The organism is Methyloradius palustris (assembly GCF_019703875.1).
Classification (GTDB): domain Bacteria; phylum Pseudomonadota; class Gammaproteobacteria; order Burkholderiales; family Methylophilaceae; genus Methyloradius; species Methyloradius palustris.
On record NZ_AP024110.1, the window covers coordinates 2392081 to 2410282 of the forward strand.

Sequence of the window (18202 nt, forward strand, 5' to 3'; positions counted from 1 at the left end):
TTGTTTGCACCTAGATTAAATTACCTCAAAGGTGTTTTATGAAGAACATTCAAGCGTTATTACTTACCGAATATGGAGGCATCAATACCCTCAAGATTTCGTCAGTAGAGTCTCCAGTGGCAGGTGTTGGTCAAGTACTCGTTCGCGTTCACGCTGCTGGCGTCAATGGATTGGACTGGAAAATCAGAAATGGATATCTTCGCGAGGTTTTTCCTCTGCAGCTTCCTACTATCCTGGGCGTTGAACTGGCTGGAGTCGTCGAAGAGGTAGGCGCAGGCATTACCCGTCTTAGCAAAGGCGATCGTGTCATGGGGCCAATCGGCGGATTGGGTGCCTATGCTGAGTTAGTCGCGGTGAACGAGGCCAACCTTAGTCCGATACCTGACGCGTTGAACTTTGTAGAAGCAGCCGCCTTGCCTTTGGCCTCAGTGGCTGCATGGAAAAGGCTGCATCTAGCCGGCCCCATCCGTTCTGGGCAGCGCATTTTGATCCAGGGTGCAGCTGGCGGACTTGGCGGGTTTGCTGTGCAGTTCGCCCATCAGGCAGGTGCCGTGGTCTATGCCACGGCATTGGAGAGCCATGCTGACTATGTCCGCAGCCTTGGTGCCGATCACGTTATCGCCTATGACAAAGAGCAATTCGAAAACTTGGTCAGCGACATTGACCTTGTGCTCGACTATGCCGGTGGTGATGTGCTGAATCACTCTTGGACTGTGCTCTCCGAACCTGGTGCCATCGTCAGTGCCGCATCTCCTAACATTGTGGCGAGTACTCCCGCAGGACGTCGCGGCCTCTGGTACCAGAACGCACCAGATACTGCTCGACTTCAAGCCATCGCCGAAGATGTAGCAAACGGTCGCTTGCAATCGAAAGTCACCGTTGTCGAGCGTTTTGACGATTTACCTGCAGCGATTGAACGCCATCGCACTCAGCCCCAACTCGGCAAAACTGTAGTGACGTTTTCTGACTCGATCATTTAACAAACAATTCAACCATCACCTAAGGATTAATATCATGACCATACTCGTTACAGGATCTACCGGCACTGTTGGCCGTCAAGTTGTTGAACAGCTCCTTAAGCGCGGCGCTAATATACGTGCGCTCGTTCGCGATTCTTCTAAGGCCAATTTCCCTGCAGCTGTCGATGTCGTACAAGGTGACTTGCTCGACGTCGACTCGTTGCGTAGTGCATTCTCAGGCGTTTCAACACTATTCCTGCTCAATGCCGTGGTGCCCGACGAATTCACCCAAGCACTGATTGCACTCAATGTCGCCCGTGAAGCTGGTATTGAGCGGATCGTGTACCTGTCGGTCATTCATAGCGACCGCTATCTGAATGTACCGCATTTCGCAGGCAAGTTCGGGGTTGAGCGGATGATTGAGGAGATGGGGATTAACGCTACCATCTTGCGTCCCGCTTACTTCATTAATAACGATCTGACGATTAAGGACGTGGTGACTGGATATGGAATATATCCTATGCCTATCGGCAGTAAGGGGCTTGCAATGGTCGATGTACGCGATATTGCCGAAGTCGCTGCTATTGAACTCATTCGTCGTGAACAGGCTACGACCCCACTTCCGCTCAATCGAATCAACATTGTCGGCCCCGACACGCTGACCGGCACTGATATCGCTGCCATCTGGACAGCAGCCCTGGGTCGTCCAATTGCCTATCCTGGTGAAGATACTGCTGGGTTTGAAAAGAATCTTAGACAATTCATGCCCAGCTGGATGGCATTCGACATGCGTCTGATGAGCGAACGTTTTGTATCGGAAGGAATGGTACCTGAAGCCGGCGATGTTGACCGCTTGACCGCACTGCTAGGACGCCCACTTCGCAGCTATCGCGACTTTGTCTCGGAAATCGCGACATCAGCCTAACGATTAGCGAATTTGAACACCACGCCATAGATCATCCTAGGCGTGGTTTTCGGTTTAATCTTCGTCAATACTTTTAAACAAATTATTGGTTTTATTTATGGCTATATCTATAAACTACCGCTAAATATGGAGTGATAGACATGCAAAACTTAGCAGAGAAAGCAGATACATTGAACGAACGTAGAATTATCCATCGGACTCATGGCCACAGCCACGGACCAATAACACGGCTAGTTAGTCCTGGAGATTTAGGTGAACTCATCAAGCCTTTTATCTTTTTGGATAGCATTAATGTGGATGCAAGCCAGGCAATGGCATTTGGTTGGCATCCACATTCGGGCATCGTGACCGTGACTACTATTTTTGAAGGGAATGCTGGGTACGAAGACTCGACTGGTAAGGAAGGTGTGTTAGGAGCAGGAGCTGTAGAGTGGATGCAAGCTGGCGGCGGAGTATGGCACACGGCAAGCCCGGTTGCAGATATCTCAGGGCGTATCCACGGATACCAACTTTGGTTAGCACTCCCTGAGGCACTTGAAAACACGCTACCTGAGAGTATTTATGTTGACCCAGGGAAGATACCTGCCGTCGGTCCCGTTAGAGTCATTATTGGTGAATACCTTGATGCTATAAGTCCTTTGCCACAAATATCGCCAATGATTTACTTGCATGTCCGACTTGCTGATGGTGAGCTCTGGACATTCGATCCGCCCGCGAATCATGATGTTCTTTGGTTAGCCATAGACCAAGGCAGTATGAGTGTTTCTGGCGAAACACTATCAAATGAAGTCGCAGTCTTTGATTCAGGATCCGCTCCATTGACCCTGCAAGCGCATGGCGAAGTTAACTTTGTGTTGGGCTCAGCAGTGAAGCATCCGCATCCATTAGTGACTGGCTATTATTCAGTCCATACGACCAAGGAAGCCTTGAGAATAGGTGAAGAAGGTATTCAAATGGTAGGCAAGAAGCTGAAATCGCAAGGTAAGATTTGAAGTGTAGATTCTCCAATCACTTTAAAAATAGATTTGGTCTTTGGTCATACCAAGAGACTCCATTCGATCCATTATAGAAAATTGCTTAAAGTTAAATGGCAGCTATTGGCCGAAAGCGGCTATTAGCTATCCAATAAATTGGGTGGATATTGAGACTAATAACTGGAAGATGTTTTTGAAAACATCAATGCACCCCACTTGAGGATTTCAATTCTTCGAGTCCCTTTGGGGTAATACAGACAAACTCTAATACCTCGTTACCGTTTTCGTCTTGCGTACCACTACAGGCTATCAAACCATTTTGGGCCAAATCGTCATAAACATCTGCCTGGAGGCGTTTGTCTTCAAAAGTGTTCACATCCTCAGCAAGCACTTCATGAAATACCGGATCCCCATCATCGTCTTCACTATCGATGATTGCAGCTTCCAGAATGGCATTGAGCGCTAATTTTTCGCTGTAGTTGAGCATGATTTATCCTTTGACTCAAGAATACTGATTACAACTTTTCTATCAGTTTACCAACATAGCTGACAGCATCAAGCTTCAAGGCCTCCGCGAGTGAAAGGAACTCCATTAAATCCAACTGCTTTTCGCCGCTCTCTAGTTTCGCAATGTAGGACTGGGGTCGGCCTAGAGTTGCTCCCAAATCCGTTTGGGTTAGCCCTAATGCTTTTCTTTTGGCAATTAGTTCATCCAATAGCCACTGATAACCAGGTGTATGTGTTGCTTTCATACAAGACCTCAAAAATATTAGGTCTTGTACAAATAATCCGATTATTGAATAATCCCAAAATCGAATAATTTATAAAAGTCAAACTCCAGCTATGAGTCAACCAAGAATCGAGCAACTACCATCAAAAGTCTTTTTTCATTCTATGCTCAGGAATGGTGTGACTTGGTGCATACCTTTGTACATTCTATCGGCCATAGCTGGAATATTTATAGGCGGCTTGACGCTTCCTTTAGTTGGTGTCGCAATCTTCATTATTGCGCCACTATGGGGTATCTATTTGATCAGCAAATCCTCAGTTGATAACGTTAATACTGTGATGTTAAGAGCTCACCAACTGATCTTTGAACAACTACAAAATGTTGACTATTTTTACTATGGCGGAGGCGGGGGGCTGGCGGTAGACGTCAAGAATCAAACCTTTTGTTTTGTAAAGGCCAAATCCGTCAAGGACCTAACTTACAAATTAGTGCCATTTAACGAAATCAAGGGATGGCAATCATCCCAACCTGGTCGTCTCGAATATACTGGATTTGGCGTTAACACCGGGATACAAGCGGAGATGAAGAATCAACAGGAAGTAAGAAAACAGGCGTTCCATACTGGCCTGACAGTCACCACTAATCAACTGGATAACCACCAAATATTTATTCATATGCCGCTTCAAAAAGCTAACGCCTGGATTCAGTTGCTGACCAAAGCCATCAACTCAAAAGATCTTGCTGTATCTTCTCCACCTCGCTTCTTTCCAGCCTTGGAAAGTTGACGTCAGACTTTCTCCGTATTGAGGCAAAACGACGGCTTTGTTAATATTGATTGATGACAAAAGCAGAACTAATCCTCCAACTCTCCAATAAATTCCCCAGACTCACCCAAGTAGACATCAAGCTTAGCGTCGAGGTCATCCTTAATAGTATTGGGGATAGCCTGGTCACGGGCAACCGTACCGAAATCCGGGGTTTTGGCAGTTTCTCCCGGCACACCAGAAATCCTCGGGTTGGCCGCAATCCAAAAACTGGACAGCGCGTCGAGGTTTCCGCTAAAGCAGCAGCTCACTTCAAATGCTCAAAAGAATTGCTACACACGCTGAATCAACTTGAAGAAGAAATAATCCGCCTCGCTGCCGTGACTGATTTTAAATATCTTGGGCATCAGCTACCACATAACGCATCCAATTAAAAAGGCGCCTTGAGCGCCTTTTTGATTGGATGATTTGATCGATTATTTCAATAGAGACATACGCTTTAATGTGTCATCTTTATCAATGAGTTTATGCTTCAGCGCGCCCAACACATGTAAAACAATGACCACTGCAAACACCAGCGCCAAGAACTCATGTATCTCTACGAATATCTCGCGCTTGGCATTATCATCCAGGCCAGCAATGAGTTTGATGCCAAACCATTTAACACCGTATTTACTGTATGCCGCCATAATGAGGCCGCTGAGTGGCATCGCGATCATCAGCAAATAAAGCGTATGGTGCGTGGCATTAGCAAGCTTTTTCTCCCATGGCTTGTAGGTTTGAATCATCGCTGGTGGCTGATGGGTAATGCGCCATAAAATGCGCAAGGCGATTAACGCAAGTACCGTCACACCGATGGATTTATGCAAATTGAAATAAAAAGTACGCGGCGAGACAGCTTCTGCAAGTTGCAAGTGATAGAGGCCGAGATCAAATAAATCGAATACAGCAGTTTTAGCCGCCTCTTTTGGCAAGTCACACATATACCAGCCGAGCGCCAACATAAATATGATACCAGCGCCAATCAACCAATGCAGAACCACAGCGGTTTTGGTGTAATGCGTACTTGTAATAGCCATTTTATTGCCTTGTTTGAAAGATGATATGAGTGACTAAATTCAGACTTGGATTTTGAAGCCATTGCCCATCTGGGGCAAGTCTTTTGAGCCATATTAATCATAAGACGTTTATTAAATGACCAAGTTCATAACCATTATTTCAGGCCAGAATAAGCTCATTGATTGAACATGCTTAATTCGCATGCTGTCATAATGATTCATAACACGTCAGATGTTGAATTATCACTATAAGCTTATGAGGAGTATCACATGCAGTTAATCAATCGCTGGCTTTGTGCCTGTTTTGCAATAGCGGCACTAACTGCTCAAGCTGAGCCGCTATCAGTAACGAAAGTGGCTGATGGCCTGTATGTACATCAAGGCGTGCATGAAGATTTGTCAGAAGGCTATCACGGCGATATTTGCAATATCAGCTTTGTAATCGGTAGCAAAGGTGTGGCTGTGATTGACACAGGCGGCAGCTTTAAAACTGGCCAAGCATTGCATGATGCCATCAGAAAAATTACGCCGCTGCCCATCCTCTATGTCATTAATACCCACGTTCACCCTGACCATATTTTTGGCAATGCGGCATTTGTGGCTGATAAACCCGTATTTGTTGGTCATGCAAAACTGGCTGATGCGATGACGCTGCGAGCAGATGCCTATATGCGTATGAACCAAACTTGGATGGGTGACGCATTTGCGGGCAGCGAGATCGTCAAACCCACACTAGCAGTGCAAGACACATTAACCCTGGATATTGGCGATAGAAAACTCATACTCACGGCTTACCCAAAAGCACATACCAACACTGACATCACGGTACTAGACAGCAAGACGAATACCTTATGGACCGGCGATTTATTGTTTATTGAACGCACCCCTTCGGTAGATGGTGATATTAAAGGCTGGCTGACTGTCATAGACCAGCTAAAGCAACTGAAAGTGAGCGAGGTAGTTCCAGGCCATGGCACGCCCACAAAAGACGCGCAAGCAGCCTTTGGTAAAGAGCAGCATTACCTTGAAACTTTACTCACAGATATTCGCGCCAGCATTAAAAAAGGTGAAGTGATGGAGAAAACGATGGATACCGCTGCAGCATCAGAGAAAAACAATTGGGTGCTATTTGATATCGTCAATCGCCGTAACGTAAACAATCTCTACCCCGCGCTGGAGTGGGAGTAACTGCAGCTCAAAACTGCAGGTTGATAGAATGCCAAACGGGCCTCAGACAAAGCCCAGACAAGCCTGAACTGCCTTAAAAGCTTGATGTATAATGATTGCCTTTGATGCAAGCAGTTAATGCGATACTCTGGCCAATATTTAATCATTATTTAACCTGAATCATCCACCTCCCTTTTGGCCTCCCTTTCTGACAACCGTATATCAGACCAGCACTTCGCATGGATGCTGGCATTGTCGCTCGGGCTACACGCCATGTTGCTGTTGTCTTTACCGAACCTGCTGCAAATAAAAAAACAATTGCCCACCGTATTACAGGTTGAAATGGCCAAGACCGAGGCACCTGCTCCAGTCGCTCAACCAGAACCATCACCAGAGCCGCCAGCCCCGCAAAAAAACATTACGCCCAAACCTGACATTAAACCCGCGCCTATCAAGTCATCGCCAGCACCAATCAATAACGACGTGCCAAGACCAGTTGAGCATATGGCTGAAACATCGCCAGTCATCAGCACCGCCCAAAAAGCTGAAGAAGCGCCTGTGGTTGTGGTGCCGCCTCCGCCGCCAGAGCCACCTAAACCAGTAGGCCCTAGCCAGCAGGATATTGATGCAGCCCGTAACCAGTATGGCACCGAGCTAGCGAATGCGCTGGCAAGATACAAGCAGTACCCTAAAATAGCGCAAATGCGCGGCTATCAAGGCGATGTGCTGGTGGATGTGCAGATGGATAGCAATGGCAATGTCACGTCGAGCAAGATTCATCAATCCAGCGGTTACGAATCTCTCGATAACCAAGCGCTGGATATGGTCAAAAAAGCATCACCACTCCCTCCACCACCCGTCTTATTACGTGGACGGTCTTTTAATGTTTTAGTCCCTGTATCTTTCCATTTACAGGAATAGAACAGCATGCTGAATTTGCGAAAAATCACCAAAGGTATTTCAGAAAAGTCGCTGAAAGACATCCTGCTGATTCATGAGCTTGCCTTTATCTTGCTGGTAGCGATCTCTGGCATGGCGGGGGCAATAGGCATCCACATGTGGGATAAAGCCTCGCACGAATCACAACGTATCAACCTGCTAGTGCAGGAAATACAGCAAACGCGCGGTGACTTGTATCGGCAAATGAAAGAGCTATTTGATGCGGTTTTTTTGAAAGACCCGAAAGCGCATGATGAGTACGATGCTTATACCACTTCGGTAAATAAACACTTTGAACAGCTCAATCAATTGGCGGTAGGTAATGAGGAGCGCGAAGCCATACAAGAGCTCAATGCGAGTTATCTTGCGTTTGTGAATGAGACTAGCTCGATGTTCAATCATCAACAGTCGCTATCCACCGAGTCCTTGCAAAAGAGCCTGAATACCGACTTGGAAACGGGTATTTTTTATCGTTATGAAGCCGTCTCTGCGCGCGCAGAGAAATTGCTGATGCTCAAGCAGCAAGAGTTGCAACAGCGGCTTGAGGATGCCAAACACAACTCTGTGACTATACTCAGCATCCCCATCATGCTCGCCGCACTCTTGTTTTTATTCTCTCGCATATTTCTAAAACGGGCGATTGTGAGACCCATAGAGCGTGTATTGCTCGCCACCACAGAAATCAGTGCAGGTAGATTGGAACACAAAGTACCTGAACAAGGCGCAGCCGAGATCGCCACTCTTTCGCGCGCCATCAACCATATGGCAAAAGAACTGGCACGTAGCCAGGAAGCATTAGTCCGTACTGAGAAACAGGCTGCTCTTGGGCTACTTGTACCTATGCTGGCGCATAACATTCGCAACCCACTCGCCAGTATTCGGGCGACCGCCCAAGTAGCCGATGTAAGTGAGCTTGATGCTGAAACACAAGGCGCATTACGTGACATCATCGGCGCGGTGGATGGCCTTGAGCGCTGGACGGGCGCGCTGTTAGCTTATTTGCACCCACTCAAAGCACAGCCTGAGCATACTAGCCTGCGCAAAATCATCACTGGCTCACTGGTGCATTTGCAGAAGATTCTGCAAAAAAAATCCATCGCCCTTGAGCTACCCGATTGGGAGCATGTAGATGACAGCATGTTTACCGACCAGCACTTACTCGAGCAGGTATTGTATAACTTACTGCTTAATGCGATTGAAGCAGCACCCAGTAATACCAAGATTGAGATACATGCAGATATCGCGGAGCAGTCATTACGCATACTAATTGCAGACCGTGGCCCTGGTATGCCATTTACACCAGACCCACACGCCGTAAGCCCGGGCCCGACCACTAAACGGTTCGGGACAGGGCTTGGTATTCCCTTCGCATTTAAAGTGTGTGAAGCGCTGACTGGTAGCATTACGTTCAAACACAGGGATGGTGGCGGCACCTTGATTGAGATAGAAATTCCACGCGTTCATGTCGAGCTATCCAATCAACTATAGGTTCTTTTCGCTGGTTTCTACCCGCTAAAAAATCTTTTCAATTGTTCGCTATCTTCGCTTGCCTTAATGGCAATTTTTAACAACAATAGAAGCGTGTTCAACTCGATTTCAATCATGCTTAATCAAACCATTACTGCATTCACATTACCCGCAACCAGCGGCAAGACTTTTGACCTTGCCGAATTCAAAGGCAAGACTCTCGTTATCTATTTTTACCCTAAAGATTCAACGCCTGGTTGTACGACACAGGGCATTCAGTTTCGTGACGCTTATGCAGAATTTCAAGCCTTGGGCGCTGAAATCTTTGGTGTATCACGAGATAGCCTTAAATCGCACGAAAATTTCAAGGCTAAATATAGTTTTCCGTTTGAATTACTGTCAGATTCTGAAGAATTGGCCTGCAACCTGTTTGGCGTCATGAAAATGAAGAACATGTATGGTAAACAGGTACGTGGGATTGAGCGTAGTACATTTATTATCGATAAGGAGGGCAAGTTGATACATGAATGGCGTGGTGTGAAGGTGGATGGCCACGCACATGAAGTCTTAGCGTTTTTAAAGTCCAAGGTTGCTTGATTCTAAGTCGCTGGATATTTGGATTTTCTAATGTGGGTATGCGTTAAATTAGTACGATTTAATAAACTCTTTGATTTCATTAACTGTTGTTTAATTGGAAAACTATCCTCATGACAAAAAAACTTGCAGGCAGCACCAAATTATTTGTTCTTGATACCAATGTGTTGATGCACGATCCATCAAGCCTTTTCCGATTTGAAGAGCATGACATCTACGTACCAATGGTGACTTTAGAAGAGCTGGATAACAATAAAAAAGGCATGACCGAAGTCGCCAGAAATGCACGCCAAGCCAGCCGCAATCTTGAAGAAATCGTCGGCACCAACCTCACCAAGCTCGAAGAAGGCTGCCCGCTTTCAATCAACGGCAACAAACACATTAGTGGCCGCCTGTTTCTACAAACCGAAGAAATCAGCGTTGTACTGCCTGGCTTAGCTGGTAGCAAAGCCGATAACCAGATTCTTGGTGTAGTGCTTGATCAGCAGAAAAAACATGCTGATCGTCAGGTAATACTAGTCAGCAAAGATATCAACATTCGTATCAAAGCCCGCGCCATCGGCGTGCTGGCAGAAGACTACTTTAACGATAAAGTACTTGAAGATACCGATTTGCTGTACACGGGCATGAAAGAGTTGCCTGCCAATTTCTGGGAAAAACACAGCAAAGAACTCGAATCATGGCAAGACGCAGGCCGTATGTTCTACCGCATCACAGGGCCACTCTGCAAAGGCTTTATTACCAACGAGTTTGTCTATTACGAATACGAAAAACCATTCCATGCTATTGTGCGTAGCCAGCAAGGCAATACCGCTGTGCTGGAAATTGTTAAAGACTATTCCCAAAGCAAAAATAATATCTGGGGCATCACCGCGCGCAACCGTGAACAGAATTTCGCGCTGAATCTGTTGATGGACCCAAACGTAGATTTCATCACATTGTTAGGTCAAGCAGGCACAGGAAAAACCTTGTTGACTCTAGCTTCTGCACTCACACAAACACTGGATAAAAAGATTTACAGCGAAATCATCATGACTCGAGTTACTGTTCCAGTTGGTGAAGACATTGGTTTCTTGCCAGGTACGGAAGAAGAGAAAATGGCGCCATGGATGGGTGCACTGGAAGATAATCTGGATGTTTTGAATAAGTCTGATGAAGAAGCTGGTGAGTGGGGGCGTGCTGCAACACAAGATTTGATCCGCACCCGCATCAAAATTAAATCATTGAACTTCATGCGTGGCCGTACCTTCTTACATAAATTCCTGATCATTGATGAAGCACAAAACTTAACGCCTAAACAGATGAAAACCTTGATTACTCGGGCTGGCCCAGGTACTAAAGTAGTCTGCCTTGGTAACATTGCGCAGATCGATACACCTTACTTAACAGAAGGTAGTTCAGGTTTAACCTACGTAGTAGATCGCTTTAAAGGCTGGGAACACAATGGCCATGTCACACTAGTGCGTGGTGAGCGTTCACGTTTGGCAGATTTTGCCGCAGAAGCCTTGTAAAAAGGCTATCAACAAAAAGCTTTTCGGGGATGAGAAGAACACCTGATGTTTGGGTGGCGATGTAACCTATGAATTTCGGCTTCTATATTATATTAGCGGCGCAGTTTTTATCTGCGCTCGCTGATAATGCATTACTTTTTACTGCAATCGCCTTGCTCCGTGAGTTAAGTGCGCCTGATTGGCACGAACCTCTGTTGCTGCAGTTCTTTGTAATTTCATACATTATCTTGGCACCAGTTGTCGGCTCATTTGCCGATGCCTATCCCAAAGGTAATGTCATGTTCGTCGCCAATGCCATCAAGTTCGTAGGCAGTATTTCCATGATATTTGGCATGCCACCGCTATTTGCCTATGGCATTGTAGGTATAGGCGCGGCGGCTTACTCCCCTGCCAAATATGGCATTCTCACTGAATATTTACCTTCTAATATGCTAGTGAAAGCCAATGGCTGGATGGAAGGTTCGACTGTTATGGCAATTGTATTGGGGGCCATACTCGGCGCCGTATTGCCTAATATCAGCATTCAAATCTCGTTAGCAATTATTACGCTACTCTATATGGTGGCGGCTATTTTCAATATCTATATCCCCAAGTTGCCACTTGATCATAAGTTATCCAAGCGCAACCCGCTCTACGTGCTCAAAGATTTCAGCCATTCATTCAAAGCACTATGGTGTGACCCGCAAGGACAAGTCTCGCTAGCTGTTACGACCTTATTCTGGGGTGTAGGCGCTACATTGCGCTTTGTGGTGATCGCATGGGCGGCGTATGCCCTAGGATTTAACCAGAGCGAAGGCACATACCTGACAGTAGTTGTTGCAGTTGGTATTGCCATAGGTTCGGTGATTGCAGCTAGCATGATCAAGCTGGAAGAATCGGTGAAAGTACTGCCTGCGGGCATCGTCATGGGCTTGCTAGTGATCTCGATGATATTCATTACTGAGTGGCATATTGCATGCCTGCTATTAGTGGCTATCGGCATACTAAGTGGATTCTTTGTCGTTCCCTTAAATGCACTTCTACAGCATCGCGGACATTTATTGATTGGCGCAGGTCACTCAATCGCCGTACAAAACTTTAACGAGAATCTAGGAATTTTGATATTAAGTGGCGCTTATACCCTGATGGTAAAAGCAGGGATCCCGATCAACCTGATTGTTGTGTCATTTGGCTTGTTTGTAAGCCTGAGCATGGCAGGCATCTACCGTATATATCGCAAACAAATTAATGCACCAACCTAAAAGTACACCCAATAAAAAAGCCTCAGATTGTTGTCTGAGGCTTTTTTATTGGATGCTTCTATACTAATAATCCGTACTTAGTGCAGCTTGATTTTAGCTTCCGTTCTTCTGGTGATAATACGTGCAAGCGTCTGCAGGAATACCACAAAAAATCCATGTAATGCCATCAAGTGCATTTTATAAAGCGACTGATACATGATGCGCGCGAATAAGCCCTCAATAAACAAACTGCCGCCATCAAGCGTGCCCATCAGATTACCTACTGTTGTGTAATGTCCAAGGTTCACTAATGAGCCATAGTCACGATAGGTATATTCTGGTAATGCTTTCCCAGCAATCCTGTTCTTCACTGTTTTGACCAGCATAGAGGCCTGTTGGTGAGCGGATTGTGCTCTAGGTGGCACGTTACTGTCATGGCCTGGCCACGGGCAGGCAGCACAATCGCCAAAGGCAAAAATACTGTCATCCAGTGTGGTCTGCAGAGTACGTTTCACCACGAGCTGATTGATACGATTTGCCTCTAAACCATCGAGATTACTAAGGAAATCTGGTGCTTTGATACCTGCAGCCCAGACAACCAGTTCAGAAGGAATGAACCTGCCACTATGCGTGTAAACGCCCTTTTCTGTCACCTCGGTCACACGCTCACCAGTGTAAACATGCACACCCAGTTTGTTCAATTCCAACTTCACAGAGTCAGACAAGCGCGGTGGCAAAGCAGGCAAAACGCGATCGCTAGCTTCAATAATAGAAATTTTGATGTCACGATCTGGGTTAATCTTATCCATGCCGTAGGCTGTTAATTCGCGGGTGGTATTGTGCAGCTCTGCAGACAGCTCAACGCCTGTAGCGCCAGCACCAACAATCACTACTTCCAGCTGACCTTCTTTAACTGGCTCAACTTGGGTTTGTGCACGCACAACAGCATTATGTAATCGGCGATGAAAACGCTCAGCCTGATTTTGCGTATCCAGTGCGATGGAATACTCGCTTGCTCCCTTGATGCCAAAATCATTAGTTGTACTACCAATTGCAATGATTAAAGTATCGTACTTGAAGGTGCGACGCGGAATAATCTCCATGCCTTCATCATCATAATAAGGTGTGATATAGACTTCTTTTTTTGCGCGATCAATACCATCCATACTACCCAGACGATAACGAAAGTGATGCCAGTGCGCCTGTGCAATATACTCAAGTTGATGCTTATCAGGGTCCATGCTCCCAGCTGCTATTTCATGGAGCAATGGCTTCCAGATATGAGTTCGGGTGCGGTCAATCAGCGTAATCTCAGCCTTGCCTTTTTTACCGAGCTTGTCGCCAAGACGGGTTGCTAACTCCAAACCACCGGCACCTCCACCCACAATCACTACATGATGTAGTCTTGAGCTTGAATCTGATGACATATACAACTTTCTACTAAGTTAAAACAAAATCGAGCTGAGCTAGTACTAATTAGCTGTTACCGGTTTCTGCACCGTGGCTACGTATCCAAGCAATAATCTTCAATAATTCATCTGGCGTTAACCCATTTTCAGGATCGGTGGTGTCCATCAGGCCTTTGCCTTTTGCGCCCATACCGCCGTTTGTGCCGTGCCAAACTGTTTCAAACATGCCCTTATTCGTGGCATCTTTAGGGTAACGATAATCTGGTCCGATTAAGCTTGGCCCTACTTGCCCTCGTGCGTCTGGACCATGGCATTGTGTACATGAATAAAGCTGGAATAGTTTTTTGCCTTTTTCTATTGCTTCAGCATTACCTACGTAGGTGTTCTTACCTGTAGATAGAAATTCTTTTGCACTTGGTGTATCAAATAATTCAGTTTTAATTGTTAAAGGTGCACCATCTTGCGTAGTAACAAAAGCAATCGCTGACCCAGATGATGTATTTCCCGAGGTATTGTCACCCTCTTTTTTACATCCCAGCAAAGCAAACACGAACATCAAAATAAAGATATTTAGAATACGCATTTTAGTCTCCTCATTAAATTTTATTTTTTGATTTCAACCTACAAGCTTTAATTTTACGCTAAATACGCTATCAACTAACCAAAAAAAAGCCACTGCTTTTGGCAATGGCTTTTAATCGTTTCAGGACATCATCACTGATTAATCATTTAACCAGGGTTTGTCGCCACCGCCTTGATATTGAGTACGCAACCAACCGATAATTTTTAAAATATCATCTGTTGGTACTAAGTCTGGGTTACCAGAAACTTGTTGATGCCAGGCAAACATACCGCCATTGCTGCCACCTGAAATGGTTTCAAACATTCCTTTATCAGTCACATGCTTGGCATATTGCCAACGGTCATCAGTAATACTTGGCCCTACTTGTCCGCCAGCATTCGCACCATGACATTGTGTGCATGAGTAGTAGCCAAATTTCTTTTTACCTGCTTTTGCTGCTTCTGGGTCAGCAGCATAAAGTTTGGTATATGGGTTAATACAGGTCGCCAAGAATGATTTGGCTTCTGGTGTGTCTGTATCGACAGCGACGATTGGTAGCGGGCTACCATCTTTTGTTGAAACCAATTTACATTCAGCGCTTGCTTGTAATGGCAATGCCAACCCAATCAGGGTGAGCATTGTTGCAAAAAGTGTTGCTTTTACTGCTTTGCTACCTAACATATCATCTCCTAATTTATAAATAATCTGTAGCTAACGTCAAGACTGCCATTAACTTAAAGTATTTAATTGGTCAGCATGCAGGTTAATAATGACTTATCAACCTGCATATAAACCCAGATTTAGATATTCCTTACCATTCGGTTATTTACCATTCGGCTTTTTGCCTACTCGATCACCATCAACTACTGGTGTATGTGGAATGCCATAATCATCTAATATTTTAAGAATATCAGCTTGGCGCCTATCTAATACTTCCTGAATCGCAGCTAACCGTTCTTTATCACGTTTACGAACACCTAATGAGATATTCCAGTTCTCTTTTCCATGTGCATTAGTTTCTTCATACTCTGGAATTGGAACAACTACTAACGGAATTTTAGCTTGTTTAGCATAATAGCCAGCAATTGGGCCCCATGCAATGGCAATATCTATGTCGCCTTTAACCAAATCGTCAATCAAAAAGCTTGGTGGTAAGTTCAAATCGCGCTGCATACGATAAGGGCGAGCATTACCCATTAAGTCATGATCAGCGAGTGGGCGTGTGGCGGGACTTTCACCAATGATGCCAATCACACCTTTACGTAGGTCTGGAGAATCCCAATCGGTAATGTTATATCCACTATCTTTTCTGTAAACAAATACATGGCCAGAACGATAGTATGGCTTAGATGTGAGCATTGAATCGTTATCGGATGTCGTACTCATTATGACATCACAGCGATTAGCATTGAGCGTATTTCTTAGAAATCCTTGGCGGTAATATGCATATGCATAGCTTAATTTCTTGCCTAAATCTTGGGCAATTAGTGCCGCAATTTTGTCTTCAAATCCCTCTTGTTTGCTGTTGGAGTAAGGCATATTGTCTGGATCAGCGCAGACTTTGAACTCTGTAGGATCTATTACACGTCTTATCTCACCTATCCGGCCTTCATCTGGATTAAGCGTTGGAATATCAGGCTCTTCCGCAAAAACTCTAGGACTAATTACCACGGCTCCCAAAAGCATACACATCATCAAGTTTTTTAACATATCTTCCTCATATTCGTTAGTTATACTTATATAAAAAAACACCCTGCCGAAGCAGGGTGTTTATATGACGCACTAACTTTTATTTAGTTCTAAAAATGTTGCGATTAGGCAGCTTTAAGCTGCCTAAAGCTTCAAATTACAGGCTAAATACGTTCAATGCACCGCCGCCAGGAGCAGCGTTCCATTTGGTCAGTTCTTTATAACCACCAGCAGCACCAAGTGCGTCTGTGTCGTTATTCAAACCAAGGTTCATCGCAACACCAGCCCAACCGCCGATACCGGACAGTACGCCAACGTATTGTTTACCCTTGTTACCGTAGGTGAATGCATTACCGATTACGCCAGAACCAACTTGTTGTTTCCAGAGCAATTTACCAGTTTGAGCATCAACTGCCTTGAAATCACGTTCTAGAGTACCGTAGAACACGATGTCAGAAGCGGTTGTTAATGAACCACCCCAAGCAGAGAATTTCTCTTTGTTGTACCAAGCTGCTTTACCTTTGATTGGATCCCAAGCTTCGAAACCACCCATTACGCCATCTGGACCAGCAAACATGGTCAGAGTAGCGCCAACCCATGGTTGACCAGCAACGTACTTGCTTTCAACTGGCTCATAGGTCATGCAAACATGGTTCAATGGAATGTACATTAAACCTGTACGTGGGCTGTAAGATTGTGGTTGTTGATCCTTAACACCCAAAGCTGCTGGGCAAACGCCCTTAGCATTGTAATCTTGGTGTGTAGAAGCAGTGCCCAACTTGTTAGGTACACCAGTCTTCAAATCAACTGAGCTAGCCCAGTTAACGAAAGGATTGGCTTTAGCAGCAACTAACAATGTACCGTTTGAAGCATCCCATGTGTAGTTGAAACCGTTACGGTCAGTATGGTGAGCATATGTCTTACCATCTTTGTCGAACAGAACAACTTCATTGATGCCGTCATAATCCCACTCGTCATGTGGAGTCATTTGCATGCCCCACTTAGCGATACCGGTATCAACGTCACGTGCGAATACAGTCATAGACCACTTGTTGTCACCTGGACGTACATCTGGGTTCCAAACTGATGGGTTACCTGTTCCGTAATACACTAAGTTTGACTTAGGATCATACGGCCACCAACCCCATACTGAACCACCGCCGTGTTCCCAGCCGTTTTTAACAGCTTGTGGCTTGAGCCATGTACGTGTGCCCAGTTCTTTTTGACCAATAACTAACTTGTCGTTAGCGATAGGCTTAAATGAACCACCTTCTTTGTTACCGCCGTTTACATCTTCGTAAACTGACAGCGCACTGTATTGTGGGTTTTCTTTGTTAAAGTCAGCACCAATCAGAACTTCAGCATCAGGACCTGTGCTGTATGCTTTCCATGCCAATGAACCATCTTTCAGGTTATAAGCAGCGATAAAGCAACGTACGCCGAACTCAGCACCTGAGCAACCGGTCAATACTTTGTCTTTAATCACGTGTGGAGCATTGGTGTTAGTTGCGCCAACTTTAGGATCGTTAACTTTAACGTCCCAAACTTTAGCACCGGTTTTAGCATCAAGAGCAACTAAAGTACCGTCATTTTGTTGCAAGAAAATCTTGCCATCGCCGAAACCAAGACCACGGCTTACGTTGTCGCAGCAAAGAACTGCTTGAACTGATGGATCTTGTTTAGGGAAGTAAGACCAGATGATCTTTTGGTTGTCGTTCAAATCAAGCGCGTAAACATTGTTTGGGAACGCTGTGTGAACGTACATAACACCGTTCAGAACGATAGGTGAACCTTCGTGACCACGGTTTACACCGGTAGCGAATGTCCATGCTGTCTTCAGGCTCTTGATGTTACCTTTGTTAATTTGTGACAAGGTGCTGTAACCTTGGTTATTGAACTGGCCACGTGGGTGAACCCAGTTATTTGCATCTTTCATAGCAGCTTCTTGGTCAGCTGCAGCTGAAGCAACCAATGGCATTACCATTGAAGCGCCAACTACTAAACCGAGAGCCAACTTGATTTTGCTCATCTCCATTTTATTTCTCCATAGCTATTACTACTAAGGGTTAAACAACACTAAGCATAAAGTACTGTAGCTTTTTATTGATTCGAGCTTTTACAGTAGATAATGCTTTAATTTTTCACTCGCAACACAGCGAGTAACCTACATATTAGAACAGTCGAAAATGTTTTGCAATACTCTATTTACAATTTATTTACATTTGGCTTAGAAA

The 18202-nt window shown here is 45.2% G+C and carries 19 protein-coding genes; 11 read left to right on the forward strand and 8 right to left on the reverse strand.

What is annotated here, in order from left to right; genetic code table 11:
- Positions 1-38 precede the first annotated feature (38 nt).
- The 3 genes from ZMTM_RS11485 (at position 39) to ZMTM_RS11495 (ending at position 2876) form a co-directional block, all read left to right on the forward strand.
- Entirely contained in the window at positions 39-980 is a 942-nt protein-coding gene (locus ZMTM_RS11485) for an NADP-dependent oxidoreductase (RefSeq protein WP_221763977.1), read from the forward strand.
- A gap of 34 nt (positions 981-1014) precedes the next feature.
- Positions 1015-1884, forward strand: a complete 870-nt coding sequence (locus tag ZMTM_RS11490; protein ID WP_221763978.1) for an SDR family oxidoreductase — start codon at positions 1015-1017, stop codon at positions 1882-1884.
- A gap of 170 nt (positions 1885-2054) precedes the next feature.
- Positions 2055-2876, forward strand: coding sequence for a pirin family protein (locus ZMTM_RS11495; protein WP_225907027.1), 822 nt, complete (start codon positions 2055-2057; stop codon positions 2874-2876).
- 184 nt (positions 2877-3060) lie between these two features.
- Here ZMTM_RS11495 and ZMTM_RS11500 read toward each other — a convergent pair whose 3' ends face one another.
- Positions 3061-3345, reverse strand: a complete 285-nt coding sequence (locus ZMTM_RS11500; RefSeq protein ID WP_221763980.1) for a hypothetical protein — start codon at positions 3343-3345, stop codon at positions 3061-3063.
- Between the two features lie 28 nt (positions 3346-3373).
- On the reverse strand, positions 3374-3610 hold the full coding sequence (locus tag ZMTM_RS11505; RefSeq protein WP_221763981.1) for a helix-turn-helix domain-containing protein: 237 nt from the start codon (positions 3608-3610) through the stop codon (positions 3374-3376).
- 91 nt (positions 3611-3701) lie between these two features.
- Between ZMTM_RS11505 and ZMTM_RS11510 the strand changes: the two genes are divergently transcribed.
- Together ZMTM_RS11510 and ZMTM_RS11515 are read left to right on the forward strand one after the other, a co-directional pair.
- Complete coding sequence (locus ZMTM_RS11510) at positions 3702-4373, forward strand: hypothetical protein (protein ID WP_221763982.1); 672 nt, start codon at positions 3702-3704, stop codon at positions 4371-4373.
- Between the two features lie 53 nt (positions 4374-4426).
- Positions 4427-4786: an HU family DNA-binding protein gene (locus ZMTM_RS11515; RefSeq protein WP_221763983.1), complete on the forward strand. Its 360-nt coding sequence runs from the start codon at positions 4427-4429 to the stop codon at positions 4784-4786.
- Positions 4787-4828: 42 nt separating this feature from the next.
- On the opposite strand, the gene ZMTM_RS11520 is transcribed toward ZMTM_RS11515, so the two are convergent.
- Positions 4829-5431: a cytochrome b gene (locus ZMTM_RS11520; protein WP_221763984.1), complete on the reverse strand. Its 603-nt coding sequence runs from the start codon at positions 5429-5431 to the stop codon at positions 4829-4831.
- 249 nt (positions 5432-5680) lie between these two features.
- Here ZMTM_RS11520 and ZMTM_RS11525 point away from each other — a divergent pair, with 249 nt between their 5' ends.
- The 6 genes from ZMTM_RS11525 to lplT all read left to right on the forward strand — a co-directional run bounded on the left by ZMTM_RS11525 (position 5681) and on the right by lplT (position 12329).
- Positions 5681-6598: a quinoprotein relay system zinc metallohydrolase 2 gene (locus ZMTM_RS11525; RefSeq protein WP_221763985.1), complete on the forward strand. Its 918-nt coding sequence runs from the start codon at positions 5681-5683 to the stop codon at positions 6596-6598.
- Positions 6599-6829: 231 nt separating this feature from the next.
- Positions 6830-7498: an energy transducer TonB gene (locus tag ZMTM_RS11530; RefSeq protein ID WP_221763986.1), complete on the forward strand. Its 669-nt coding sequence runs from the start codon at positions 6830-6832 to the stop codon at positions 7496-7498.
- Positions 7499-7504: 6 nt separating this feature from the next.
- Positions 7505-9004 (forward strand): sensor histidine kinase, encoded by a 1500-nt coding sequence (locus tag ZMTM_RS11535; RefSeq protein WP_221763987.1) that lies wholly within the window; start codon positions 7505-7507, stop codon positions 9002-9004.
- Positions 9005-9118: 114 nt separating this feature from the next.
- On the forward strand, positions 9119-9580 hold the full coding sequence (locus ZMTM_RS11540) for a peroxiredoxin (protein WP_221763988.1): 462 nt from the start codon (positions 9119-9121) through the stop codon (positions 9578-9580).
- A gap of 110 nt (positions 9581-9690) precedes the next feature.
- A complete protein-coding gene (locus tag ZMTM_RS11545) occupies positions 9691-11088 on the forward strand; it encodes a PhoH family protein (protein ID WP_221763989.1) in 1398 nt (465 codons plus the stop codon).
- A 68-nt stretch (positions 11089-11156) separates the two neighbouring features.
- On the forward strand, positions 11157-12329 hold the full coding sequence (gene lplT / locus ZMTM_RS11550; protein WP_221763990.1) for a lysophospholipid transporter LplT: 1173 nt from the start codon (positions 11157-11159) through the stop codon (positions 12327-12329).
- Positions 12330-12406: 77 nt separating this feature from the next.
- On the opposite strand, the gene ZMTM_RS11555 is transcribed toward lplT, so the two are convergent.
- From ZMTM_RS11555 to ZMTM_RS11575, 5 genes are all read right to left on the reverse strand, one after another.
- Positions 12407-13735, reverse strand: a complete 1329-nt coding sequence (locus ZMTM_RS11555) for an NAD(P)/FAD-dependent oxidoreductase (RefSeq protein WP_221763991.1) — start codon at positions 13733-13735, stop codon at positions 12407-12409.
- A gap of 49 nt (positions 13736-13784) precedes the next feature.
- Positions 13785-14300 (reverse strand): c-type cytochrome, encoded by a 516-nt coding sequence (locus ZMTM_RS11560; protein WP_221763992.1) that lies wholly within the window; start codon positions 14298-14300, stop codon positions 13785-13787.
- 138 nt (positions 14301-14438) lie between these two features.
- Entirely contained in the window at positions 14439-14960 is a 522-nt protein-coding gene (locus ZMTM_RS11565) for a c-type cytochrome (protein ID WP_221763993.1), read from the reverse strand.
- A 141-nt stretch (positions 14961-15101) separates the two neighbouring features.
- A complete protein-coding gene (locus tag ZMTM_RS11570; RefSeq protein ID WP_221763994.1) occupies positions 15102-15989 on the reverse strand; it encodes a substrate-binding domain-containing protein in 888 nt (295 codons plus the stop codon).
- Between the two features lie 136 nt (positions 15990-16125).
- On the reverse strand, positions 16126-18003 hold the full coding sequence (locus tag ZMTM_RS11575) for a PQQ-dependent dehydrogenase, methanol/ethanol family (RefSeq protein WP_221763995.1): 1878 nt from the start codon (positions 18001-18003) through the stop codon (positions 16126-16128).
- Positions 18004-18202: the final 199 nt, after the last annotated feature.